At 71.4% G+C, this 22,690-nt stretch carries 26 protein-coding genes, 1 pseudogene and 1 riboswitch; of the genes and pseudogenes, 13 read left to right on the top strand and 14 right to left on the bottom strand.

Annotated elements, in window-relative coordinates; all coding sequences use genetic code 11:
* Position 1 precedes the first annotated feature (1 nt).
* Positions 2 to 910: an ATP-binding cassette domain-containing protein gene (locus ACFY9I_RS07035; protein ID WP_390997701.1), complete on the bottom strand. Its 909-nt coding sequence runs from the start codon at positions 908 to 910 to the stop codon at positions 2 to 4.
* Positions 911 to 1,132: 222 nt separating this feature from the next.
* Between ACFY9I_RS07035 and ACFY9I_RS07030 the strand changes: the two genes are divergently transcribed.
* Positions 1,133 to 1,372, top strand: coding sequence for a toxin-antitoxin system HicB family antitoxin (locus tag ACFY9I_RS07030; RefSeq protein WP_390997699.1), 240 nt, complete (start codon positions 1,133 to 1,135; stop codon positions 1,370 to 1,372).
* 4 nt (positions 1,373 to 1,376) lie between these two features.
* Entirely contained in the window at positions 1,377 to 1,751 is a 375-nt protein-coding gene (locus ACFY9I_RS07025) for a fic family toxin-antitoxin system, toxin component (RefSeq protein WP_390997697.1), read from the top strand.
* A 25-nt stretch (positions 1,752 to 1,776) separates the two neighbouring features.
* Here the strand turns inward: ACFY9I_RS07025 and ACFY9I_RS07020 are convergent, their stop codons facing one another.
* Together ACFY9I_RS07020 and ACFY9I_RS07015 are read right to left on the bottom strand one after the other, a co-directional pair.
* On the bottom strand, positions 1,777 to 2,445 hold the full coding sequence (locus ACFY9I_RS07020) for a methyltransferase domain-containing protein (RefSeq protein ID WP_390997695.1): 669 nt from the start codon (positions 2,443 to 2,445) through the stop codon (positions 1,777 to 1,779).
* Between the two features lie 128 nt (positions 2,446 to 2,573).
* Positions 2,574 to 3,260, bottom strand: a complete 687-nt coding sequence (locus ACFY9I_RS07015) for an alpha/beta fold hydrolase (protein WP_390997693.1) — start codon at positions 3,258 to 3,260, stop codon at positions 2,574 to 2,576.
* Positions 3,261 to 3,429: 169 nt separating this feature from the next.
* Here ACFY9I_RS07015 and ACFY9I_RS07010 point away from each other — a divergent pair, with 169 nt between their 5' ends.
* Positions 3,430 to 5,586 (top strand): LuxR C-terminal-related transcriptional regulator, encoded by a 2,157-nt coding sequence (locus tag ACFY9I_RS07010; protein WP_390997690.1) that lies wholly within the window; start codon positions 3,430 to 3,432, stop codon positions 5,584 to 5,586.
* A gap of 38 nt (positions 5,587 to 5,624) precedes the next feature.
* Here the strand turns inward: ACFY9I_RS07010 and ACFY9I_RS07005 are convergent, their stop codons facing one another.
* From ACFY9I_RS07005 to bioB, 4 genes are all read right to left on the bottom strand, one after another.
* Positions 5,625 to 6,359: a dienelactone hydrolase family protein gene (locus tag ACFY9I_RS07005; RefSeq protein ID WP_390997687.1), complete on the bottom strand. Its 735-nt coding sequence runs from the start codon at positions 6,357 to 6,359 to the stop codon at positions 5,625 to 5,627.
* 186 nt (positions 6,360 to 6,545) lie between these two features.
* Entirely contained in the window at positions 6,546 to 7,271 is a 726-nt protein-coding gene (gene bioD / locus ACFY9I_RS07000; RefSeq protein ID WP_390998101.1) for a dethiobiotin synthase, read from the bottom strand.
* A gap of 30 nt (positions 7,272 to 7,301) precedes the next feature.
* Positions 7,302 to 8,591, bottom strand: a complete 1,290-nt coding sequence (locus ACFY9I_RS06995; protein ID WP_390997685.1) for an adenosylmethionine--8-amino-7-oxononanoate transaminase — start codon at positions 8,589 to 8,591, stop codon at positions 7,302 to 7,304.
* Positions 8,584 to 9,804: a biotin synthase BioB gene (gene bioB, locus ACFY9I_RS06990; protein WP_390997682.1), complete on the bottom strand. Its 1,221-nt coding sequence runs from the start codon at positions 9,802 to 9,804 to the stop codon at positions 8,584 to 8,586. The genes ACFY9I_RS06995 and bioB overlap by 8 nt, the downstream gene beginning before the upstream one ends.
* 203 nt (positions 9,805 to 10,007) lie before the next feature.
* On the opposite strand from bioB, the gene ACFY9I_RS06985 reads away from it, so the two are divergent.
* Positions 10,008 to 11,135, top strand: a complete 1,128-nt coding sequence (locus ACFY9I_RS06985; protein ID WP_390997680.1) for an aminotransferase class I/II-fold pyridoxal phosphate-dependent enzyme — start codon at positions 10,008 to 10,010, stop codon at positions 11,133 to 11,135.
* A gap of 57 nt (positions 11,136 to 11,192) precedes the next feature.
* On the opposite strand, the gene ACFY9I_RS06980 is transcribed toward ACFY9I_RS06985, so the two are convergent.
* Entirely contained in the window at positions 11,193 to 11,417 is a 225-nt protein-coding gene (locus ACFY9I_RS06980; RefSeq protein ID WP_390997678.1) for a DUF397 domain-containing protein, read from the bottom strand.
* A 9-nt stretch (positions 11,418 to 11,426) separates the two neighbouring features.
* Entirely contained in the window at positions 11,427 to 12,287 is an 861-nt protein-coding gene (locus ACFY9I_RS06975) for a Scr1 family TA system antitoxin-like transcriptional regulator (protein ID WP_390997675.1), read from the bottom strand.
* A 246-nt stretch (positions 12,288 to 12,533) separates the two neighbouring features.
* Here ACFY9I_RS06975 and ACFY9I_RS06970 point away from each other — a divergent pair, with 246 nt between their 5' ends.
* On the top strand, positions 12,534 to 12,992 hold the full coding sequence (locus tag ACFY9I_RS06970; RefSeq protein ID WP_390997672.1) for an ATP-binding protein: 459 nt from the start codon (positions 12,534 to 12,536) through the stop codon (positions 12,990 to 12,992).
* Here the strand turns inward: ACFY9I_RS06970 and ACFY9I_RS06965 are convergent.
* The 4 genes from ACFY9I_RS06965 to ACFY9I_RS06950 form a co-directional block, all read right to left on the bottom strand.
* Entirely contained in the window at positions 12,964 to 13,539 is a 576-nt protein-coding gene (locus ACFY9I_RS06965; RefSeq protein WP_390997670.1) for a DUF6328 family protein, read from the bottom strand. The genes ACFY9I_RS06970 and ACFY9I_RS06965 overlap by 29 nt on opposite strands.
* A 162-nt stretch (positions 13,540 to 13,701) precedes the next feature.
* Positions 13,702 to 14,175 (bottom strand): NlpC/P60 family protein, encoded by a 474-nt coding sequence (locus tag ACFY9I_RS06960; RefSeq protein WP_390997668.1) that lies wholly within the window; start codon positions 14,173 to 14,175, stop codon positions 13,702 to 13,704.
* A gap of 3 nt (positions 14,176 to 14,178) precedes the next feature.
* A riboswitch (cyclic di-AMP (ydaO/yuaA leader) is annotated at positions 14,179 to 14,390 on the bottom strand.
* Between the two features lie 354 nt (positions 14,391 to 14,744).
* Positions 14,745 to 15,062, bottom strand: a complete 318-nt coding sequence (locus tag ACFY9I_RS06955) for a hypothetical protein (protein WP_390997665.1) — start codon at positions 15,060 to 15,062, stop codon at positions 14,745 to 14,747.
* A 7-nt stretch (positions 15,063 to 15,069) separates the two neighbouring features.
* The gene (locus tag ACFY9I_RS06950) at positions 15,070 to 15,711 is read right to left on the bottom strand and encodes an ATP-dependent Clp protease proteolytic subunit (RefSeq protein ID WP_390997663.1); all 642 of its coding nucleotides are present in this window, start codon (positions 15,709 to 15,711) and stop codon (positions 15,070 to 15,072) included.
* Positions 15,712 to 16,002: 291 nt separating this feature from the next.
* On the opposite strand from ACFY9I_RS06950, the gene ACFY9I_RS06945 reads away from it, so the two are divergent.
* Positions 16,003 to 16,281 (top strand): type II toxin-antitoxin system prevent-host-death family antitoxin, encoded by a 279-nt coding sequence (locus ACFY9I_RS06945; RefSeq protein WP_390997661.1) that lies wholly within the window; start codon positions 16,003 to 16,005, stop codon positions 16,279 to 16,281.
* A gap of 217 nt (positions 16,282 to 16,498) precedes the next feature.
* On the opposite strand, the pseudogene ACFY9I_RS06940 reads toward ACFY9I_RS06945, so the two are convergent.
* A pseudogene (locus ACFY9I_RS06940) lies at positions 16,499 to 16,963 on the bottom strand (ABC transporter permease); the annotation flags it as partial.
* Positions 16,964 to 17,028: 65 nt separating this feature from the next.
* On the opposite strand from ACFY9I_RS06940, the gene ACFY9I_RS06935 reads away from it, so the two are divergent.
* The 7 genes from ACFY9I_RS06935 (at position 17,029) to ACFY9I_RS06905 (ending at position 22,672) form a co-directional block, all read left to right on the top strand.
* Positions 17,029 to 17,193, top strand: coding sequence for a hypothetical protein (locus ACFY9I_RS06935; RefSeq protein ID WP_390997658.1), 165 nt, complete (start codon positions 17,029 to 17,031; stop codon positions 17,191 to 17,193).
* A gap of 295 nt (positions 17,194 to 17,488) precedes the next feature.
* Positions 17,489 to 17,791: an urease subunit gamma gene (locus ACFY9I_RS06930; protein ID WP_048819736.1), complete on the top strand. Its 303-nt coding sequence runs from the start codon at positions 17,489 to 17,491 to the stop codon at positions 17,789 to 17,791.
* 10 nt (positions 17,792 to 17,801) lie between these two features.
* Positions 17,802 to 18,113, top strand: coding sequence for an urease subunit beta (locus tag ACFY9I_RS06925; RefSeq protein ID WP_390997656.1), 312 nt, complete (start codon positions 17,802 to 17,804; stop codon positions 18,111 to 18,113).
* On the top strand, positions 18,106 to 19,827 hold the full coding sequence (locus ACFY9I_RS06920) for an urease subunit alpha (RefSeq protein ID WP_390997653.1): 1,722 nt from the start codon (positions 18,106 to 18,108) through the stop codon (positions 19,825 to 19,827). The genes ACFY9I_RS06925 and ACFY9I_RS06920 overlap by 8 nt, the downstream gene beginning before the upstream one ends.
* A 102-nt stretch (positions 19,828 to 19,929) precedes the next feature.
* The gene (locus ACFY9I_RS06915) at positions 19,930 to 20,607 is read left to right on the top strand and encodes an urease accessory UreF family protein (RefSeq protein WP_390997651.1); all 678 of its coding nucleotides are present in this window, start codon (positions 19,930 to 19,932) and stop codon (positions 20,605 to 20,607) included.
* Between the two features lie 299 nt (positions 20,608 to 20,906).
* Positions 20,907 to 21,593, top strand: a complete 687-nt coding sequence (gene ureG / locus ACFY9I_RS06910) for an urease accessory protein UreG (RefSeq protein ID WP_390997648.1) — start codon at positions 20,907 to 20,909, stop codon at positions 21,591 to 21,593.
* Positions 21,594 to 21,904: 311 nt separating this feature from the next.
* Positions 21,905 to 22,672 carry an urease accessory protein UreD gene (locus ACFY9I_RS06905; RefSeq protein ID WP_390998098.1) on the top strand — a complete coding sequence of 256 codons (768 nt, stop codon included), beginning with the start codon at positions 21,905 to 21,907 and terminating at the stop codon, positions 22,670 to 22,672.
* The last annotated feature ends 18 nt before the right edge of the window (positions 22,673 to 22,690 follow it).

The raw sequence follows: 22,690 nt of genomic DNA, 5'->3' as shown, positions 1-22,690 counted from the left end.
CTCAGTCCTTGTCGAGGTCGGCGGGCCCGGCTGTCCGTACGTCGGGGTCATTCGTCCGTACGTCGGGCCCGGCTGTCCGTACGCGGGGGCCGGCCGCGGGGACGTCACCGGCCGCGCCCTCCCCGTCGAAGGTCGCCCGGATCGTGTCGAAGCGCTTCATGCGCTCCAGCACGGCGTCGGCCGTGGGGCGTTCCATGCGGTCCACGATCCGTCCGTCGGCCAGGAAGAGCACCAGGTCGGAGTGGGCCGCGGCGCCGGGGTCGTGGGTGACCATGACGACTGTCTGGCCCAACTGATCGACGGCCTCCCGGAGGAAGCCCAGGACTTCGAGCCCGGCCCGGGAGTCGAGGTTGCCGGTCGGCTCGTCGGCGAAGATCAGCTCGGGGCGGGAGGCGAGTGCGCGGGCGCAGGCGACACGCTGCTGCTGGCCGCCGGAGAGCTGGGAGGGCCGGTGCCTCAGCCGGTCGCGCAGTCCGAGCGTGTCGATGACCTGGTTCAGCCACTTCTCGTCGGGCTTCTTGCCCGCGATGTCCATCGGCAGAGTGATGTTCTCGGCCGCGTTCAGGGTGGGAACCAGGTTGAAGGACTGGAACATGAAGCCGATCCGGTCCCTGCGCAGCCTGGTCAGATCGCGCTCCCTGAGCCCGGTGATCTCGGTGTCCCCGAGCCAGACCTGGCCGGCAGACACCGTGTCGAGCCCCGCCAGACAGTGCATCAACGTGGACTTGCCCGAGCCCGAGGGGCCCATGACGGCGGTGAAGCGGCCGCGCGCGATGTCCACGTCGACCGAGTCGAGGGCGAGCACCGTCGTCTCGCCCGAGCCGTACGCCTTGGTCAGGCCCCGGGCGCGGGCGGCGACGCCGTCGGCTTCCGCGTGGCCCGGGGTGTGCTCAGCGGCAGCAGTGGACAAAACGGCCTCCAGGTTCGAACCAGTTCGAATTCCGGGCGTTCTCGCGCGATCCTAGTGTGATCCAGCACACACCCGAAATCCCCCCGAGGTCCGAGGCCGTCTCCGCCGCAGGTCGGGTTCCCGATATCGATGTAAGGGGCACGCGTTTCCTGCCCCCTCAAGGGGTGGTACGAGAAGAAGGCGCCCTTGCCGCTGCTAGCACTCCGGCGCTAGCGTCGACTCATGGCCAAGACCCAGCTGAACGTACGGGTGGACGAGGGCACGGCCCGGGCCGCCCGGGAACGAGCCCTGGAGCGCGGGATGAGTGTGAACCGGTACATCGAGGAACTGGTCAGGCAGGACACCGGCGAAGCGGGCCACACCTTCGTCGAGTCGGCCGCCGACTTCATGAGGCAGTACGAGGCGGTCTTCGCCGAGGAGTTCGGCGCCGATCTCGAAGGCCGCCGCGAGGGACGTCACTGAGACCTTGAGTCAGCTCAGAATCGACCTCGCCTGGCTCCTGATGGTCGCCGAACGGAAGACGCCCGGAGATCCCCAGGTCACCGACTGGGGAGCCCTTGTCGCGGCCGTCGCCCGCCATGAGGCCGAGATATTCGGCGTCCCCGTCTACGACTCCCCGCAGGCCCGGGCCGCGTCCCTGCTTCACCTCCTCATGCATGTCCCGGCCCTGGAGCGCTCCAACGCGCTCTTCGCCTCAGCCGTCGCCTACGGCTACCTCGTAGCCAGCGGCGTCAAGGTCGTCACCACCGCCGAGCAGGTGCGCGAACTGGCCAAACTGGTCAAGAGCGGGGAGGCCGACGTGCACGACATCACCCGGGAGCTGCGCCAGTGGAGCCTGTGAACCAGCCGTCGTCCAGGTGGGGCCCTTAGTTCCCGGCGTCTCCCGGTCCGGGACGCAGGGCACGGCCCACCACGCAGTAGGAAGTGGGCAGGCGGGGCCCCGTCTCGGGCATCAGCAGCTCCCGGACCTCCTCGACCTCGAACCCGGCGGCCCGGATCGCGCCCACCGGATCGCGGGACACGTGGCAGCCCCCGAACAGCAGCGGCCACACCGTACGGTCCAGGGCCCGCTGGGCCGTCCGCATGGCGCTGCCGCCGCCCCGGCCGTGCTCGAAGAACCGCAGCTCACCGCCGGGACGCAGCACCCGCCGCACCTCGCTCAGCGCCCGCCCGACATCCCGCACGCTGCACAGCACCAACGACACGACGGCGGCGTCGAACGCCTCGCTCTTGACCGGCAGCGCCTCCGCCGCGCCGGGCACCACGTCCACGGGCACCTCGGCGCGCAGGGCGGAATCCCGCGCCAACTGCCGCAGGGAACGCTCCGGTTCGATCGCCACCACCTCCGCGACCGTGCTCGGGTAGCGCGCGAAGTTCAGGCCGTTGCCGGCGCCGACCTCGATGACCCGCCCGGAGAGCCCGGCGAGCAGTTCGTCGCGCACGGGCCCGATCCTCGGCTCCGCCGACACGCTCAGCTTGGCGTAGAACCGGGCGAAGACGGGGTGGTGCACGGCGTCCTTGGCGGCACGGGCCATGAGGACCTCCCGAGGAGGGCGGCAGATACCGCGATTGTCCCCCCGGAAGCACCGGCTCACCCGTCGCACGGCCGTGGGGAACGGCTGTGCGACGGGTGAGCTGTGAAGGCGCCGGGCCCGGTGCCGGATCAGGCGATGAAGGCCCGGACCTGCTCGTAGATGCGCTCGTCGTTGTTCATCTCGTTGTGCGCGACACAGCCGACCTCGACGTTCGTCGCGCCGCTGAGGATCGCGGAGGTGTCCGGGGTGAGCGCGTCGTCGCAGTTCGACCAGTAGCTGGCGTACGACACGCTGCCCGGTGTCTCGTCACCGGAGTTGAGCGCGGTCAGGAACGAGCTGCCGGTGTACATCTCGGAACAGGAGGTGTAGAGCCACCGGCACCAACCGGCGACAGTCGTCCCGTGGTTCACCCCGGCCGTCGAGACGAAGTCGTCCACGTACGACGTCCCGCCGAGGTTCTTGAGGTAGTAACGCGAGCTCAGCGCCCCCATCGAGTGGACGACCACGTCGACCTTCGACGCGCCCGTCGCGGCGCGCACGCTGTCGATCTTGGTCTTGAGCTGGGCCGCCGTCGTGGCGTTGGACTGGCCCCAGTCGTAGGACCAGGAGTACAGCTCCGAGGACGAGTAGCCGTCCGCCTTGAAGTACGCGATCCAGTCGTTCCAAGTGCTGGAGGAACTGCTCAGACCGTGGACGAACACGACGGGGTTGCGGGTCGCGGCCTGAGCGGAGGTCGCGGAGAAGGAGAGCGACAGAAGGAGCGTGGTGGCCACGGTCGCGAGGGCCGTGGCGGTACGGCGCATGCGGCGATGCATGGAGCCTCCTGATACGGGTGGGGTTGCCAGGAGTGTCAGGGCGGGTCTACGCGCGCCGCATCGGTGAAATCGCCGGTCTTTACTGGCCGGTTAACCCGCCAGTAACGTGATGGGCGTGGTGACTCCGGTGAACCCCCCACAACTTCCGCATCGCTCGCCACCGCCCCCCATGAACGTGTGGTCGAGCCCGAACACAGCGTCGGCCGCCGCGCCCACGCCGTCCGAAGGCGTGCGCGTACGCCTGCTGCACGCCGCCCACGGCGACCCACGGGCCGCCGCGGAACTCGCCGCCGCCCTGACCCCACGCCAGCTCAGCGGCCTCGACCCGCTCCCCGCCGACCCCCTGGCACTGGCCCCCGCACTCCTGCGGGCCCACCGCCGGGACGTACGGGCCCTGCCCGACGACGCCCGGTTCCTGCTGCTCCTCGCCGCCGCCGACCAGCACCCGGTCGAGACCCGTGCCTACGCGCGGGCCGTCACGGCGGCCCGGCTCGACACCCGCCCCCTCGACACGGCGGAGGCGGCCGGCCTCGCACACACCACGGCCCAGGGCATCGTCTTCCGCGACCCCTGGACACGGATCGCCGTGTACGAGTCCGCCTCCACGGCCGACCGGCGCGAGGCCCACCGCCTCCTCGCCGCCGTCCTGAGCGGCGAGGGCGAGAGACCCGGCCGCTCCTGGCACCGGGCCGCCGCCGCCCTCGGACCCAGCCGCCGCCTCGCCGCCGAACTCCGTCTCGCGGCACGGGTGGCACGTGCCATCGGCGATCCCGCCCTCGCCTCCGCCCTCGCCGAACGCGCCGCCGCGCTCACCCCCGAACCGGCCGAACGCAGGCCCCTGCTCGCCCACGCAGCCGCCGAGGCATGGCATTCGGGCGACGGCGACCGGGCCCGCCGCCTCGTCGCCGCCACCGACGACGACGCCCTCGGCGGTCTCCTCGCCCTCCGCGCCGGCAACGCCGCCGAATCCTTCGACGCCCTGCTCACCGCTGCGGTCCGGCACGTCGGCGACCACTCCTCGGACACCGCCGCCCATCTGCTGGCACGAGCCACCGAGGCCGCCATCTACACCGGCGATCTGCGCCGCTGCCGGGAGGCCGCCGCCGTCGCCGATGCCTTGGGCATCCTGCCGCCGAGCACCCTCGGCGCACTGGCCGCCGCGTTCGAGGGCCGGTACGACGACGCCCGCGACGTCCTCGAAGCCGCCGCCGGACGCTGCGGCCCCGGCGGCGACCCCACCCAGCTCATCCACTCCGGGATCGCCGCCCTGCTCCTCGGCGACCACACCCGCGCCTTCACCGCAACCGCCCGCGCCGCCGCCTCCGCGCGCGCCCGCGGCGAGACGGTGACCGTGCCTCAGGCCATGGAGTTCCGGGCGTACGCCGAGTTCTGGACCGGGCGCCCCAAGGCGGCCGAGGCCGCCGCCGTGGAGGCCCTGCGCCAGGCGTACGCCACCGGGCAGGACAACGGGGCCTGCCATCTCCAGGCCGCCCTCGCGATGTTCGCGGCCGTCACCGGTGACGAGCGGCTCTGCCGGGAGCGCGCCGAGTCCGCCCGCGCCCACGCCCTGGAACGCGGCCTCGGACTGCCCGCCGCACTCGCCATGTTCGCCCTCGCCTTCCTCGACCTCAGCACCGGCCGCTACGCCGCCTCGGCCGCCCGCCTCCGCGCCCTCGCCGGCTTCGGCCCGGGCCACGGGCACCGGGCCGTCCGCCACCTCGCCACCCCGCACTACGTCGAGGCGGCCGTCCGCACCGGTGACACCCGCGTGGCCCGCGCCGCGCACGCCGACTACGACCGCTGGGCCCGCACCGTCCGCAGCGCCGACGACCTCGCGCTCAGCGCCCGCTGCCGCGCCCTGCTCGCCACCGGGCCGGAGGCCGTCGAGCACTACCGCACGGCCCTCGACCTGCACGCCTCCGGCGCCCGCGACTTCGAACGCGCACGCACGGAACTCCTCTTCGGCAGCGCCCTGCGCCGGCTCCGCAACCGCACCGAGGCCCGCGACCGCCTCCACAGCGCCCTGGAGGCCTTCGACCACTTCGGCTCACCGCAGTGCGCGGCCCAGGCCCGGGCCGAACTACGCGCGTTGGGGGAGCGGGCCGAGTCCCGCTCCCCGGCCGACGACCTCGCCGCCCGCCTCACCGCCCAGCAACTGATGATCGCCCGGATGGCCGCCGAGGGCGCCACCAACCGGGAGATCGCCGCCCGACTGCTGCTCAGCCCACGCACCATCGACCACCATCTGCGCGGGGTCTTCGCCCGGTTGGGTATCCGGTCGAGGATCGAGCTGGTGCGGTTGCTGGGGGAGAACGGCGGAGGCTGAGCCGGGCGGGGAGAGCGGCTGGAGGAACGCGCCGTGCCTCAGCTCAGGTGCCGGGCGAAGAACCGTACGGTGCTGTCGAGTTCGAACGCCGGCATCTCGGCGTGCTTGCCCGGGTTGGCGTGCAGGGACTTCTCGGCCGAGGCGAACGCGTCGAACAGGGCCAGGCCCTGGGCACGGGGCACGCGTTCGTCGTCCCACTGCAGCAGGAACTCGATCGGGACGGTGATCCGCGCCGCGTCCTCGGCCGAGGCCAACGCCCCACCCAGGCCCAGCACCGCCGCGCGGACCCGGGGTTCGGCGGCGACGAACGGTACGCCGAGACCACAGCCGAGCGAGACACCCCAGTAGCCCACCGGACCGGTACCGACGTGCTCCAGCCGCTGGACAGCGTCCAGGACCGCTCGCCACTCCGGCACCGTCCGACGGGCCACGAGCGCCTGGAAGCCGGCGATCAGCGGAGCCAGTTCCTCCCCTGCCTCCGCGCGAGCCTGGTTCTCGGTCGCGAGCCGGTCGAACTCCTCGTCCTTCGGCCGGTCGCCGTGGCCGGGCACATCAACCGCCACCACCGCGAACCCGCACTCGACCGCGAGGCGACGCGCCCGCGCCACGATGCCGGGAGCCTTCTTGTGCTGACCGCCGCCGTGCCCCATCAGGACAAGAGGACGGGGACCGGTGGCCCCTTCCGGCGTCCACAGCACACCGAGAACCGGATCGAGGACGAAGAGCTGTTCGCAGACACCGTCGGACGACGACGTGTCGGAAGTGAAACGCATGGCGTGGAAGCCTTTCGGAATGCCTTACGCGGGCACTCCCCGGACCGTGCGAGAGAGGGAGCCCCGACCTGTCACAGCGTTGATCGGTCTCACCTCCTCGGGTCGTAGCGACGCACAGCGCGCCGAACGTAACACGAAGGGACGCGCTCGCGCCCGCACCATTGCCGCGGCCGGTCGCCCGGGGCCCTAACCCTTGGGGGCCGTCGCCCATGCCGTGAACGCCTCGCCGTCCCACGCGCCGCCCAGGCGCGGAGCCAGCCAACTCGCCGCCCGTGCGCGGAACTCGGCGGGCTCCAGGGCTCCCGCCCCCGCTGGTACCGCGCCCAGCAGCGGGACCCCGGCCACGACCGGCAGGTCCGCGAGATTGCAACGGGACGCCAGGTCGGGGGCGTCGGGCCAGCTACCGATCACCACTCCCGCCAACTCCAGTTCGCGCGAGCCCAATTCGCGGGCGGTCAGCTCGGTCGTGTTGAGGGTGCCGAGCCCGGCGGAGGCCACCAGGAGCACCGGGGCGCCCAGGAGCCCGGCCGTGTCCGCGAGGGTGCCGCCCGCCTCGTCGAACCGTACGAGCAGGCCGCCCGCGCCCTCGACCAGCACCAGGTCGTGTTCGACGGCCAGCTTGGCCGCGGCCTCGGCGACCTCCTCCGGGCGCACGGGGGGCAGACCCGAGCGGCGGGCGGCGGTCGCGGGGGCCAACGGCTCGGGGTAACGGGCGAGTTCGCGGGCGGTCACGGCGCCCGCGAGGCGGGCCACCTCGTCCGCGTCGCCGCGCTCGTCCGGCCGTACGCCGGTCTGCGCGGGCTTGAGGACGGCCACGGAACGACCGGATGCCACGGCCACCGCCGCGACGGCCGCCGTGGTGACCGTCTTGCCGACCTCCGTGCCCGTCCCCGTGATCACCAGGACCGTCATGCCACCCTCTTCCGTCATTCCGTCATTCCTTCATCCCGCCGTCGCCGCCGCGCACACCGCGCGCGCGATCCGCGCCACGTCCTCGTCGCCCGTGACGTACGGCGGCATCGTGTAGACGAGATCGCGGAACGGCCGCAGCCACACGCCCTCGCGCACGGCGGCCGCCGTGGCCGCCCGCATGTCCACCGCGTGGTCGAGCTGGACGACACCGATCGCGCCGAGGACACGGACGTCCGTCACCCCCGGCACCTCGCGCGCCGGTGCCAGACCCTCCCGCAGTCCCGTCTCGATCCGCTTGACCTCCGCGAGCCAGTCCTGGCCCAACAGCAGCTCGATCGAGGCGCAGGCGACGGCGGCGGCGAGCGGGTTGCCCATGAAGGTGGGCCCGTGCGCGAGGACCGGCACCTCGCCCCGTGAGATGCCGTCGGCCACGCGGGCGGTGCACAGGGCCGCCGCCATCGTCAGATACCCGCCGGTCAGGGCCTTGCCCACACACATCACGTCCGGCGTCACCGCCGCGTGGTCCGCCGCGAACAGCGCTCCGGTGCGCCCGAACCCGGTCGCGATCTCGTCGAACACCAGCAGTACGTCATGCGCGTCGCACGCCTCGCGCAGCACCCGCAGATAGGCGGGGGAGTGGAACCGCATCCCGCCCGCGCCCTGCACCACCGGCTCCACGATCACGGCGGCCAGTTCGTCCGCGTGCCGCTCGATCGCCGAGCGGAGCCGATCGGCGTACGACTCCTCGTAGCCGGCCGGCGGCGCGTCCACGAACACCTGCCGGGGCAGGACGCCCTGCCACAGCTCGTGCATCCCGCCCTCGGGGTCGCACACGGACATCGGCTGCCAGGTGTCGCCGTGGTAGCCGCCGCGCCAGGTCAGCAGGCGCCGCTTGTCGGGGCGGCCGAGGGAGCGCCAGTACTGCAGACACATCTTGACCGCGACCTCGACGGAGACCGAGCCCGAGTCGGCGAGGAAGACATGCTCCAGCCCCTCGGGCGACATGTCGACAAGATGCTTCGCCAGGCGTACGGCGGGCTCATGGGTGAGCCCGCCGAACATGACGTGGCTCATCCGCTCCAGCTGCTCGCGTGCGGCCTCGTTGAGCACCGGGTGGTTGTAGCCGTGGATGGCCGACCACCAGGACGACATGCCGTCGACCAGCTCGCCCGAGCCGTCCGCGAGCCTCAGCCTGACCCCGCTCGCCGACTCCACGACGAGCGGTTCCTGCCGGCCCGGCATGGGCCCGTACGGGTGCCACACATGCCTCCGGTCGAGTTCCAGCAGCTCGGGCACGGTCGGGTGGAGCGGCTCAGGCATTGGGCGCGAGATCCGTTCCGGCCCCCCGACGACGTACGGCGACGAGGTCCGTACGTGCCTCGCCCGCCGGGACCTCGCCGGCGGAACCGCAGACACCGCCCCCCGCGTGCGACCCGCAGCCCGCGCCCGCGTGCGACCCGCAGCCCCCGACCGCGCCCGAACTCTCGTGCGACCCGCACTCGGCGCCTTCCTGAGTCCCGCAGCCGCCGACGCGGTGCTCCGGCAGCGTCACCTGGTCCGCGCCCTCCACCTCGAACCCGGCGTCGGCGATCATCTCCAGGTCGGCCTTGCCCGCCTGGCCCTCGCTGGTCAGGTAGTCGCCCAGGAAGATCGAGTTGGCCAGATGCAGGGCGAGCGGCTGCATCGTGCGCAGATGGACCTCACGGCCGCCCGCGATCCGCACCTCGATGTCCGGGCAGACGAAACGCACCATGGCGAGGATCCTCAGGCACCGCTGGGGCGTGAGGTTCCACTCCTTGGCGAGCGGGGTTCCCTCGAACGGGATCAGGAAGTTGACCGGCACCGAGTCCGGGTCGAGTTCGCGCAACGCGAAGACGACGTCGACCAGGTCCTCGTCGCTCTCACCCATGCCCGCGATCAGCCCGGAACAGGCCGACAGGCCCGCCGCGTGCGCCTTCTGCACGGTGTCGACACGGTCGGCGTACGTGTGCGTCGAGGTGATCTCGCCGTACGTCGCCTCCGACGTGTTGAGGTTGTGGTTGTAGGCGTCCGCGCCCGCCTCGCGCAGACGTTCGGCCTGGCCGTCGGAGAGCAGACCGAGACAGGCGCACACCTCGACGCCCTCGTTCTGGTCCTTGATCGCCTTGATGGTGTCGGAGACCCGGTCGACGTCCCGGTCCGTGGGGCCACGCCCGGACGCCACCAGACAGACCCGCTTGGCGCCCCCGGCGAGCCCGGCCGCCGCCGCCTCGGAGGCCTCGTCGGGCTTGAGCCAGGTGTACTTGAGGATGCCGGCGGTCGAGCCGAGCCGCTGGGAGCAGTAGGAGCAGTCCTCCGGGCAGAGGCCGGACTTGAGGTTGACCAGATAGTTCAGCTTCACCCGGCGCCCGAACCAGTGCCGGCGCACCTTTCCGGCCGCGGCCACCACGTCCAACAGCTCCTCGTCTGAGGTACCGAGGACGGCGAGTGCCTCGGCACGGCTCAGCGGCTCGCGCCGCAGCCCCTTGTCCACCAGCGTGTTCAGCAGGTCCATGAGAGCCGATCCTGTCCTACGGGACCGCTCCCGGCCAAGGAGGCTTCGGACAACAGAGTCGGTTCGACGTGTGGGTATTGCCACATCGTGGGCGGCTGGTCGTCGGACTAGTGTCTGTGCACTGCCTACAAAAGCCCCCGCCCGCGGGTCCGTCCACGACGACCCCGGCGCCGCGGACTGCCCACACCACCCCCGGAGGACCCATGGCGTTCGGCTGGATCGACGAGCAGGCGTCGGCGCGCCGCCGGGCCGGGCTCGTACGGACCCTGCGCCCCCGTCCCGCCGACTCGCCGCTGCTCGACCTCGCGAGCAACGACTACCTCGGGCTGGCCCGCCACCCCGAGATCACCGAGGGCGCCGCCGAGGCCGCGCGCCGGTGGGGCGGCGGGGCCACGGGCTCCCGGCTCGTCACCGGCACCACCGAGCTCCACGGCGAACTGGAGCGGGAACTGGCCGACTTCTGCGGCTTCGAGGCCGCCCTGGTCTTCTCCTCCGGCTACGCCGCCAACCTGGCCGCCGTCACCGCGCTCGCGCCGCACGGCTCCCTGGTCGTCTCGGACGCGGGCAACCACGCTTCCCTCATCGACGGCTGCCGACTCGCGCGCGGCACCACCCAGGTCGTGGCCCACGCGGACCCGGAAGCCGTCCGGAAGGCGCTGAGCACGCGCCCGGGGCCCGCCGTCGCCGTCTCCGACACGGTCTTCTCCGTCGACGGCGACGCCGCCCCGCTGGGCCGGCTGGCCGCCGCCTGCCGGGAGTACGGCGCGGGCCTCGTCCTGGACGACGCCCACGGGCTCGGTGTCCTCGGCGACGGGGGGCGGGGCGCACCGCACGCGGCGGGCCTCGCGGGCGCCCCCGACGTCGTCGTGACGGTCACGCTGTCGAAGTCGCTGGGCAGCCAGGGCGGTGCCGTCCTCGGCCCGGCGCGGGTCATCGACCATCTGGTCAACGCGGCTCGGACGTTCATCTTCGACACGGGTCTCGCCCCGGCCGCGACCGGTGCGGCGTTGGCCGCGCTCCGGCTGCTGCGGCGTGAGCCGGAGCGTGCCGCGCGGGCCCGTGAGGTGGCCGGGGAACTGCACACACGGCTGACGGCGTCGGGCCATGAAGCGGTGCGGCCCGACGCCGCCGTGGTGTCGGTACGGGCGCCGTCTGCGGATCGGGCGGTGCGGTGGGCGGCGGACTGCCGTGCGGCGGGTCTCGCCGTCGGCTGTTTCCGCCCACCGTCCGTCCCCGACGGCGTTTCCAGGCTGCGGTTGACCGCCCGCGCGGATCTCACTCAGGGGCAGATCGACCGAGCCGTGGGGATCATCGGCGATACGCGACCGTGAGTCGGCGTCATGGCCGAACATCGCCGTAAGCGGAAGCACGGGCGCTGTCGGTGACGGTCACCGAAGCGTGGTGATGAATCCCTCCCAGGCTTCGGGGTCGAACAACAGGGCGGGGCCCGCCGTGTTCTTCGAGTCGCGCACGGCCACAAGTCCGGCCCAGCGGCCGGACCCGGGACGGGCCGTTTCCACGCAGTTGTTCATTCCCGTGCTGCGGCTGCTGCGCAGCCAGCGCACTCCGCGCAGTTCGGTACTGGTGGGTACGTTCCGAGGCGGTGCAGGCATGGTGCCTCCTTACGCGCCGGCAGCGAGCCCGGCGATGTAATCCAACGAGTCCTCGGGTGAAAGGGCGTGGATCTGAAGGGTGTTGAAGGCCTCGACATAAGCCTTGAGGTCTTCTTTCCGTTCGAGGTAGAGGCTACTCGTCAAGTGGTCGAGAACAACCACGTCCAGATCTGATGTGCTCCGAAATGAGAAAATTACGAAAGGACCGGTGATGCCGATGTGTGCCCCCGCAGTGAACGGCAGTACCTGTAGTCGCACCTGAGGCAGCCGTGCCGCCTCGACCAGACGGTCCAGTTGCCGGGCCATGGTCTCGGGGCCGCCCACCTCGCGCCGGAGAACGCCCTCGTCGAGCACGGCGCTCAGCTCCATCGGCGGTTCCCCGCGCAGCACTTCCTGTCGCGCGAGCCGCACTTCCACGAGCGCGTCGAGTTTGTCGTCTTCCAGCCCCTCCACCGCGGCCCGCGTCACCGCCCGCGCGTACTCCGGGATCTGCAGAAGTCCTGGCACCACCGAGGTCTCCAGCGTCCGCATCCCGCTGGCCTGTGACTCCAGGCTGATGAAGTCGCGGTACGTCGGTGGCAGTACACCCCGGTACGCGTGCCACCAGTTGTGCCGCCCACCGCCGTCCTCGGAGCCCGCCAGCGCCAGCAGCACCTCCCGTAAGTCGGTGTCCTCGACCCCGTACGCGTCCAGTAGCTTGCGTACGTCCCCGGCTCTGACCCCGCTGGCGCCCGTCTCGATCCGGCTCACCTTCGACTGGTGCCAGCCCACGAGATGGGCCGCCTCGATACTGGTGAGACTCGAACGGGTGCGCAGGACACGCAACTCGGCACCGAGTTTGCGGCGGCGCACCGCCGGACCGTACCGCATGGGTTCTCCTTCCGCCCGGCGCGCGACGTCGGGGTGACGACAGAGGATGGACGAAGACCCCACCCGAATACGCTCGGCCGTCGGAGAGTTCACCGCTTCGAGCGACAGATATATGCATATCTTGGTGGATCGCCACCCGTGACACCCCAGGTAGTGGCAGTCTGGCGCGAAGCACCAGTCCGGGACCGTAGTCGAACCATCCGCTCCCTGTCGGACACCGGTCCCGTGGGAAAGGGACGCCTCGCCATGGCAGATCACCAGGAAGCATCCGTCACTCTGCCGAGCGATCCCGCCTCGGTGTCCGTTGCCCGGAAATACGTCGCCACCGTGCTGGCCGAATGGGGCCTGCCGGGCGACACGGACATGGCGGACACCGTGCGCCTGATCGTGTCCGAACTCGCCACCAACGCCGTCCAGCACACGCTCGGTCAGTCGCCCACCTTCACCGTGGACATCGCCCTCGACCGGGACGAGCACCTGCGCATCGGTGTCACCGACAGTCATCCACGCTTTCCGAAACGCCTGCCCGCCGCCGTCCAGCAGGACAACGGCCGGGGCATGGTCATCATCCGCTGGCTGACCGCCGAGTGCGGCGGCAGGCTGAGCGTCAGACCCACCCGGGAAGGCGGCAAGACGGTGGCGATCGACCTGCCGTGGACGGTCTCCTCCCAGCCGGTCAGGGCAGGTGGTCCGCAGGAGCCGTGACGGAATCCCGGCCCGTGCCCACGGGGACCGCCTCGTCCTGACGGGGCGCCGAGCCTGCCGCGCCGCGGTTGCGGTCGGAGCGTCCCACCAGCTTCGGGAGCACGACCCACAGAAGCAGACACCCGAGGAACGTGCCGACCCCGGTCGTGATCCCGGCCGTCCGGCTGAGTGTCACATCGACGACGAGCATGACCGACCCGGCGAAGGCCGGCATCAGCACCGCCAGGCCCGCGGTGGCCAGCCGGGAGGAGACCCGCACGATGAGGGGCTTGGCGTTCTGCTGGAAGAGCAGGCGGTGCAGGGCGGCCGGTGCGGTGAAGAGCGCCGCCGCGAGGACCGCCAGCAGCAGGGTGCTGACATAGGTAGCGCGCTGGAAGGAGTCCAGGTCCGGGAATCGGGGTGTGAAGGCCAGTGTCAGCAGGAACGCGAAGAGGATCTGCACCCCGGTCTGGGTGACCCGCAATTCCTGGAGCAACTCGGAGAAGTTGCGGTCGGCTCGTTCGAGGGGGGTCTCGTTGCGCGCGAGGCGGGTGCGTTCATCGGCCATGGCTGAACGAGTAACCAGTTCGGCCCGTGGCACGCCTGCGGGGAGGGGCGCCGAAGAGCGGCCCGGGGGGTGGTCGAGAAAGCGGCCGGAGGGGTTGAGAAGCGGCCGGGGGGTGAGAAGCGGCCGGGGGGCGGCCGTGAGAACCGCCGCCCCCCGTGTGGGTCAGCGGACCCGGCCGTACCAGACGCTCTTCGTCCAGATCTTCTGCAGCCGGACGACGTCACCCGTCTTCGGCGAGTGCCAGATCTTTCCCTTCCCGGCATAGATACCGACGTGGTACACGCTCGATCCCGAGTGGAAGAAGACGAGGTCTCCGAGCTTGCGGTTGCCCGCGGAGATGTGCTTCGTCTTGTTGTACTGCTGCTGAGCAGTACGGGGCAGCTTCTTGCCCGCCTTCTTGAACGAGTAGAGCGTCAGCCCTGAGCAGTCGAACCTGCCCGGGCCCGTGGCGCCGTACTTGTACGGGGAGCCCTTCTTGGAAGCCGCGACCTTGAGTGCCTTCGACGCCACCGTGGCGGCCTCGGCGTCGGCTGCGACGCCCGGGACCACGATGCTGCCGCCCACGGCGGCGATGGTGAGAGCCGAGGCCGTGCCGGCCCGGGTCAACAGCGACGGGACACGATTCAGCGCAGTCATGCGCAACCCTTCGTCAGCCGCCTGTGAAGGATGACCTGTCGGATTCGGGCTGGCGAAGTTGCCCGGCCGCTGACGCGGCTTCACCCCAAGGGCTGCTCGGTGCGGTCATGGCTTGACCGTTCCGGCGACCCGTCGTGCTTGGGTCCTCCACTCCTGCCGATGCACTCCTGTCGACCGGTCATCCGGGCGGCGGCAGGACTCGGCGTCCACCCGGATCGCCCCGCCGCTGTGGCGGGGGCTTGTCGTCAGGAAGGGATCTTGACGCACGGAAGTCCGAAAATCCCAACGGAACCGGGGATTTGTGGTCTTACTCACCACTCACCCGTTCGGGTGGACAGGCCGTTTTCGGCTGTTGTGTCCACAGGGTCGAGGAGGCCCGCACCAGCACCGGAACGACATACTCCGGCCGTTCGTCAGGCATGTTGCGCAACTTCACAGGTCCTCCCGACGTATGGGCCGATGGGTTGATCGTGGTAGGCCGTCCGGAGGGCGCCGAACCCGGGCCGGACGCCCCGTCAGTAGTACGGCGACCGACCCGTGATCGGTTCAGGCGGCGAGCCCGGCCTGGTTCAGGCGGGTGAGTCCTCCGGCTCCGGCGGCAGTGCGACGCGGGCCGCCCGTCGCTCGCCGTCCAGGACCCGCAGCGCCCGTGCGAGGGTCGGGGCGTGCACCTCGTTCTCACCGCGCCTGTGCATCAGTTCGAGTGCGTCGCGCAGGGCGGTCGCCTTGGTGACGAGTGCCTGCGCCGCCCGCAACCCGCGATAGGTGTCACCGGGACGGGCGGGGTTGATGCGGCCGAGCAGGTCGACCACGTCGAGATAACGGTCGATCAGCTCCGCCTCGGCGCGGGTGAGCGCGGGCAGCGGCGGCAGTTCGGGTGGGAGCATCGACGCCTCACCTCGCTGCCGGGAGCGTGTCCGAGGACCTGCGGCTCGGGATCACCCGATCGGCCAGCCCGTACTCCACCGCCGCCTTGGCGTCGAGGAACATGTGCCGTTCGATATCGGCGCTGATCCGCTCCGGAGTCTGCCCCGTGTGCCGTACGAGCATCTCCTCCAGGCTCCGGCGGTTGCGCATCAACTCCTCCGCCTGGATCGCCAGATCGCTCGCCTGGCCCTCGACCGGATCGGTCAGCGCCGGCTGGTGGATCAGCACGCGCGCCCCCGGCAGCACGAACCGCTTGCCCGGCGTGCCCGCCGCGAGCAGCACCGCGGCGGACGACCCTGCCTGTCCCAGGCAGATCGTCTCCACATCGCAGGTGACGAACCGGATCGTGTCGTAGAGCGCAGTCATCGCGTTGAACGAGCCGCCGGGCGAGTTGATGTACAGCGAGATGTCCCGGTCCGGTGCCTGGTACTCGAGGTGCATGAACTGGGCCATGACATCGTTCGCCGACGTGTCGTCGATCTGTGTTCCGAGGAACACGATTCGCTCTTCCAGCAGCTTCGAGTACGGATCCGTAGTGCGGTGACCCGCACCAGTGCGCTCGGTGAACTGGGGCAGCACATGGCGGGCCGACGGTCGGTTCGCGGGCATGGGCGCGCCTCCTCTGAAATTGGTTCTGTACAGAACGTACAGTACGTACGGGTGGCGGGGAAGGAGTCCACGCCGAGAGCGAAACGGCCCCCTGGCCGAGTGGTCCGGGGCGCCGTTGTGGGCGGGCTGGGGCGATGGGATCAGTTGATGGCGACGCCGGACGCGGTGACTACGCGGGCAACCAGGACGCCGACACCGTTCGGGATGTCCGCAGTGAACAGGTATGTGTCCAGGACCCCCCCTGCTCACTGGCGAGGAACGGTGCGGGACACCCGGTCTAAGCTGGACTGCATGGCCTACGAGATTCCCGTGACGCAAGCCAGGGCTGAGCTCGCCGAACTGATCAACCGCGTGGTCTACGGCGGCGAGCGCGTGGTCGTGACGCGGCATGGAAAGCCCCTCGTCGCCCTGGTGTCGGCCGCCGATCTGGAGCAGCTCGAAGCCCTCCAGGAACCCGCGGAGGAGCCGGTGATCAGCGCGGTCTCCAGCGTCCGCGAGGCCGGATCGGTGCCGAGGGGGCAGCAGCGGTTCGGTATCGCGGCGGAGCATCGGGGACCGGGGGCTTCGTAGGGGGACCGTAGGGGTTTCGAGGGGTGGCGTTTCGGGGGCCGGAGCCCGGAGCCCCAGGGCCGCAGCGAGCCGGAGCCTCAGGGTCGCAGCGAGCCGGAGCCTCGGGGCCGCAGCGACCGGAGGCCGTGTGCCCCCGTACGCTACGGCGGGGGCACACGGCCGGTCTGTGTGGCTGGGCCAGGGGCGGTACGGGTCGGTCAGCGAGCCGGGTCCGGTTCGGCGCCGGGGCGGTCCGCCCGATGGGCCGGGTGCGGCGCTTGAGCAGGTCACCCAGAAGGACGGCTGCCAGGCCGAAGGTAACCCAAGCGGTCAGGACGAGGGTCGGGGCGAGGGCGGCGGCACCGTCGAAGAAGGACACCGAGTGCAGGAGGGTCGCCCCGGCACTCGGCGGCAGCAGTCCGCCGAGGGTGCCCACCGGTTCGGGGAGCAGCGGCGGTGCCGTGGAGGCGCCCGCGAAGGGGTTGCCGAGCAGGACGATCAACAGGGCGCCCAGGCCGATTCCCGCCGTGCCGAGCAGCGCCGCGAATCCGGCCGCGGTGGCGCCGACGGCCAGGGTCGCGAGGCTCAGCACGCCCGCCTCGGCCCACCAGTTCCCGTCGAGCACGCCCAGCCAGCTGTCCGCGATCGCGGTGGCGGTGACCCCCACCAGTACGGCGCAGTCCCGAGCTGCACGCCATCCTCGACGGCGGATTCGCCAAGGTCCGCAAGCCCTGGATCGAGATCGTCGAGGCTTACCAGGACGCCGGGATGACGCGGGCCGACATCCCCGCTGTCAGCGTCGCGCGGACGATGGTCGCGCTCGCCCAGGGGTTCGCGGTCCAGTACGCGCTCTTCGGTGATGTGCCGATCCAGGTGGTCGAGCTGGGTGTGAAGGCGCTGATGAGCATGGATGGCCCCGACGCCCGGGAGTGAGCGTCGGGAAGGGGGCGGCCGCGGACCGTGCAGACCGTGCAGACCGTGCAGACCGCGCGGACCGGGCAGGGCAGACCGGGCCTCCGCGGACTGGGCCTCCGCGTCGGACTGGGCCTCCGCGGACCGGGCGACCACGAACCGGGCGGCAGCGGATCGACGCGTGTCCGATCACGGTCCGGTTAACGTCGCTGAAACGCCGCCCAATTAGCCTGCGGCCACGCCACCAGCGATTTCGCCCGGTGGTCGCGGCAACCGGACCCCGCACGGTCCGGAGCGAGGATGTGAGGTGGACGCCGTGCAACTGACCCCGCACGAGCAGGAGAGGCTGCTGATCCATGTGGCGGCAGACGTGGCGGAGAAGCGCCGGGCCCGCGGGCTGAAGCTGAACCACCCGGAGGCCGTCGCGCTCATCACCGCGCACATTCTCGAAGGCGCCCGGGACGGCCGTACGGTGGCCGAACTCATGGCGTCCGGACGAAAGCTGCTCACCCGGGACGACGTCATGGAGGGCATCCCCGAGATGATCCACGACGTCCAGGTCGAGGCGACCTTCCCGGACGGCACCAAGCTCGTCACCGTCCACGATCCGATCGTCTGAGAGGGCCTCGATGATTCCCGGAGAGATCCTCTTCGCCGAGGACCCGATCGTGTACAACGAGGGCCGTGTGGTCACCCGGCTGACCGTCCTCAACGCCGCCGACCGGCCGGTCCAGGTCGGTTCCCACTACCACTTCGCCGAGGCCAATCCCGGCCTGCAGTTCGACCGCGCCGCCGCGCGGGGCAAGCGGCTGAACGTCGCCGCCGGCACCGCCGTGCGTTTCGAGCCCGGGATCCCCGTCGACGTAGAACTCGTTCCGCTCAGCGGCGCCCGTGTCGTGCCCGGACTGCGCGGGGAGACCGGAGGTGCTCTCGATGCCTGAGATCTCGCGTGCCGCGTACGCCGACCTGTTCGGCCCCACCACCGGTGACCGCATCCGGCTCGCCGACACCGATCTGCTCGTCGAGATCGAGGAGGATCGTTCCGGCGGACCCGGGCTCGCCGGTGACGAGGCCGTGTTCGGTGGTGGCAAGGTCATCCGTGAATCCATGGGCCAGTCGCGTGCCACGCGTGCGGACGGCACCCCGGACACGGTCATCACCGGCGCGGTGATCATCGACCACTGGGGCATCGTCAAGGCCGACATCGGTATCCGTGACGGTCGGATCACCGGCATCGGGAAGGCCGGCAACCCCGACACCATGGACGGGGTCCACCCCGATCTGGTCATCGGCCCCGAGACGGAGGTCATCGCGGGCAACGGCCGGATCGTCACCGCCGGTGCCATCGACGCCCACGTCCACTTCATCTGCCCGCAGATCGCCGACGAGGCACTGTCGTCGGGTATCACCACGCTGGTCGGTGGCGGTACGGGGCCGGCCGAAGGTTCGAAGGCCACGACGGTGACGCCGGGGCCGTGGCACCTCGCCCGGATGCTGGAGGCGATGGAGCAGTACCCGCTCAACATCGGATTCCTGGGGAAGGGCAACACCGTCTCGCACGAGGCCATGCTGTCCCAGATCCGGGGCGGGGCGCTCGGCCTGAAGCTGCACGAGGACTGGGGGTCAACCCCGGCCGTCATCGACGCCTCCCTGACGGTCGCCGACCTGACCGGCATCCAGGTCGCCATCCACACGGACACGCTGAACGAGGCCGGGTTCGTCGGCGACACGCTCGCCGCGATCGCCGGACGCGGCATCCACGCGTACCACACGGAGGGTGCGGGCGGCGGGCACGCGCCCGACATCATGACCGTGGTCTCCGAGCCGCACGTCCTGCCCAGCTCCACCAACCCGACCCGGCCCTACACCGTCAACACCGCCGAGGAACACCTCGACATGTTGATGGTCTGCCACCACCTGAACGCGGCCGTGCCGGAGGATCTGGCGTTCGCCGAGTCCCGTATCCGTCCGTCGACCATCGGGGCCGAGGACATCCTCCACGACCTCGGCGCCATCTCGATCATCTCGTCCGACTCCCAGGCCATGGGCCGTGTCGGCGAGGTGATCCTGCGGACCTGGCAGACGGCCCATGTGATGAAGCGGCGGCGGGGAGCGCTCCCCGGTGACGGGCGTGCGGACAACCGACGTGTACGTCGTTATGTCGCCAAATACACAATCAACCCCGCGCTCGCGCAGGGGCTCGCCCGGGAGATCGGGTCCGTCGAGAGCGGCAAGCTCGCCGACCTCGTGGTGTGGGAACCTGCGTTCTTCGGGGTCAAGCCGCATCTGGTGATCAAGGGCGGGCAGATCGCGTACGCGCAGATGGGCGACGCCAACGCCTCCATCCCCACGCCGCAGCCGATCCTCCCGCGTCCCATGTACGGCGCCATCGGGCGGGCGCCCGCCTCCAACTCGTTCAACTTCGTGGCACCGCTCGCCATCGAGGACGGGCTGCCGGAACGGCTCTCGCTGGGAAAACGGTTCGTCGCGATCGAGTCGACGCGGGGAGTCACCAAGGCGGACATGCGGGAGAACGACGCGCGGCCCGAGGTGCGGATCGACCCCGACAGCTTCGCCGTGCACATCGACGGGGAGTTGGTGGAGGCGGCGCCGGCAGCGGAACTGCCCATGGCGCAGCGGTACTTCCTCTTCTGATGGGAAGGGTGAGGTGGGTGGGCGCGTCGAGGTCCGTGGAAGTGCCGAGGTCCGTGGAAGTGTCGACGTGGGAAGTCCGGCGGCTGGAATCTGAGGTGCGGGATGTCTAGGGCCGCGCTTCTCGTGCTGGCCGACGGACGTTTTCCGGCCGGGGGGCACGCGCACTCCGGCGGGGCCGAGGCGGCCGTCAAGGCCGGGTTGATCACCGGGGCGGAGGGGCTGGAGGCATTCTGCCGGGGACGGTTGCACACGGCGGGGCTGGTGTCGGCGGCGTTGGCCGCCGCGGCGGCGCTCGGGGTGGATCCGTCGTCGCTGGACGCCGCCGCGGATGCGCGGACGCCGTCCGCCGCCCTGCGGGGTGCTTCGCGGAAGCTGGGGCGGCAGTTGATGCGGGCGGCACGGGCGACCTGGCCGTCGGAGGAGCTGGACGCGCTGGCGAGGGAGTTTCCGAAGGGGGCGCATCAGCCGGTTGTGCTGGGGGTGGCGGCGCGGGCGGCCGGGATCGGGCCGGAGGACGCGGCGTACTGCTCCGCGTACGAGAGTGTGAGTGGGGCGGCTGGGGCGACTGTGCGGTTGCTGAGTCTCGATCCGTTCGATGCTACGGGGGTGTTGGCTCGGTTGGCGCCGGAGATGGATGGGGTGGTGGGGGCGGCGGTTGCCGCGGCTCGGGGTGTGGTGGGGGGTGGTGGGCCGGGGGCTCTGCCTGCGGCTTCCGCGCCGTTGCTGGAGATCGGGGGGGAGGTGCATGCGGCTTGGCCTGTGCGGTTGTTCGCGTCTTGAGATTGTCGCCCCCGCCCGCCCCATCCCCAAGGGCTGCCGCCCCTTCGACCCCGCTTGGGCGCCTTGTGGGTCGGGGGTGAGGGGTCGCGGGCGGGGGCGGGTGAGTGGGGGTGCTCGCGCAGTTCCCCGCGCCCCTGCAAAGCAGGGGCTGCGCCCCTGCTTTTCGGCCCGCAGGGCCGTCTTTGAGGGGCGCGGGGAACTGCGCGAGCAACCACACGCCACCCGCACCGGCCAACGCACCCGAACCCCGAGCTTTCCCGCGCACTACGCCCGACCTAGCAGAACAAGGAGAAGCAGCCATGCATCTCGACCACTCCCACTCCCACGACGGCGGCCCCTCCGCCGTGAGCGCTGACGCGCGTCGGCCCGACGGAACCCGGCGGGCCCTGCGGATCGGGCTCGGGGGGCCCGTCGGATCCGGGAAGACGGCCACCGTCGCCGCGCTCTGCCGAGCGCTGCGGGACGAGTTGTCGCTCGCGGTGGTGACGAACGACATCTATACGCGTGAGGACGCCGAGTTCCTGTTGCGTGAGGCCGTGTTGCCGCCCGAGAGGATCACCGCGGTGGAGACGGGGGCGTGCCCGCACACGGCCATTCGGGACGACATCTCCGCGAACCTGGAGGCCATCGAGGACCTGGAGGACGAGGTGGGGCCGCTGGATCTCATTCTCGTCGAGTCCGGTGGTGACAATCTGACGGCGACCTTCTCGCGGGGGCTCGTCGACGCGCAGATCTTCGTCATCGACGTGGCCGGCGGCGACGACATCCCTCGGAAGGGCGGGCCCGGAGTCACCACCGCCGACCTGCTCGTCGTCAACAAGACGGACCTCGCGCCGTACGTCGGGTCGGACCTCGCCCGCATGGCCGCGGACGCGAAGGAGCAACGGGCCGCGCTGCCGGTGGCGTTCCAGTCGTTGAGGAGCGAGGCCGGAGTCGGGGACGTCGCCGCCTGGGTACGGGAGAAGCTCGCGGCGTGGACGGCATGACGACGACGGCGGCCGCTACGAGCATCAGCGGACGCCCGGCCGAGGACATGAGTGCCACCGGACGCCCGGCCGGAGACCCGACCTCTGCCGGACGCCCGGTCGGAGACCCGACCTCTGCCGGACGCCCGGCTGGGGGCCCGGACACCTCCGGACGCCCGCCGGTGGACCTGGACTCAGGTGGGCGCACGGCCGGGGACCGGGTCGCCTCCGGACGCCCGGCCGGGGCCCCGGACACCTCCGGATGCGCGGCCGTCGGTGGGCGTACGGGCGGAGATCTGACCGTCGCCGCAGATCCGACCGCCGCCCCACCCATGCCAACCGCCGGTGTCGCGGCCACCGCGCGGATCGTGGCCCGTGTCGATGGGCGGGGCGGTACGGCCCTGCCGGTGTTGGAGAGTGACGGGCCGTTGGCGTTGCGGCGGACTCGGGGGAGTGGTGACGAGGCGCGGGTGATGCTGGTCGGGGCGATGAGTGGGCCGCTCGGCGGGGACCGGTTCGCCGTCGAGGCGGCGGTCGGTGAGGGGGCCCGGCTGCGGGTGGGGTCGGCCGCCGCGACCATCGCGTTGCCGGGGCAGGCCAAGGGGGAGGCCCGCTACGACGTGCGGATCGAGGTCGCCGCCGGAGGCGAACTGCGATGGTTGCCCGAGCAGTTGATCTCCGCGAGGGGGAGCGATCTGCGGATGTCGACCCGGGTGGAACTCGCTGTGGGCGCGCGGTTGGTGTTCCGGGAGGAGCAGGTGCTCGGGCGGGCCGGGGAAGAGCCCGGACGGTTGGGTAGCCGCCTCACCGTGGTGCTCAACGGGCGGCCGTTGCTGGACCAGGAGGTGACGTGCGGGCCGGGGGCGCCCGGTGGTTGGGACGGCCCCGCCGTCCTGGGCGGACACCGTGCGTTGGGTCAACTCGTCGTCGTGCGACCGGAGTTCGCTGAGCGGACCCCGCCGCCGAGGGTGCTGGGGGAGTCCGCCGTGCTCACTCCGCTCGCCGGGCCCGCCGTACTCGTCAGCGCACTCGCCCCCGACGCGCTGCGGCTGCGGCGCGTGCTCGACGAGGTCCTTGTCGAGCTGGAGTCGGCTGCTTGACGATCGCTCCGCGCACGT

The sequence above is a fragment of the Streptomyces sp. NPDC012510 genome, assembly GCF_042955065.1.
GTDB lineage: Bacteria > Actinomycetota > Actinomycetes > Streptomycetales > Streptomycetaceae > Streptomyces.
The sequence above is the reverse complement of the archived record's forward strand: the minus strand, read 5'-3'. Positions and strand labels throughout refer to the sequence as shown.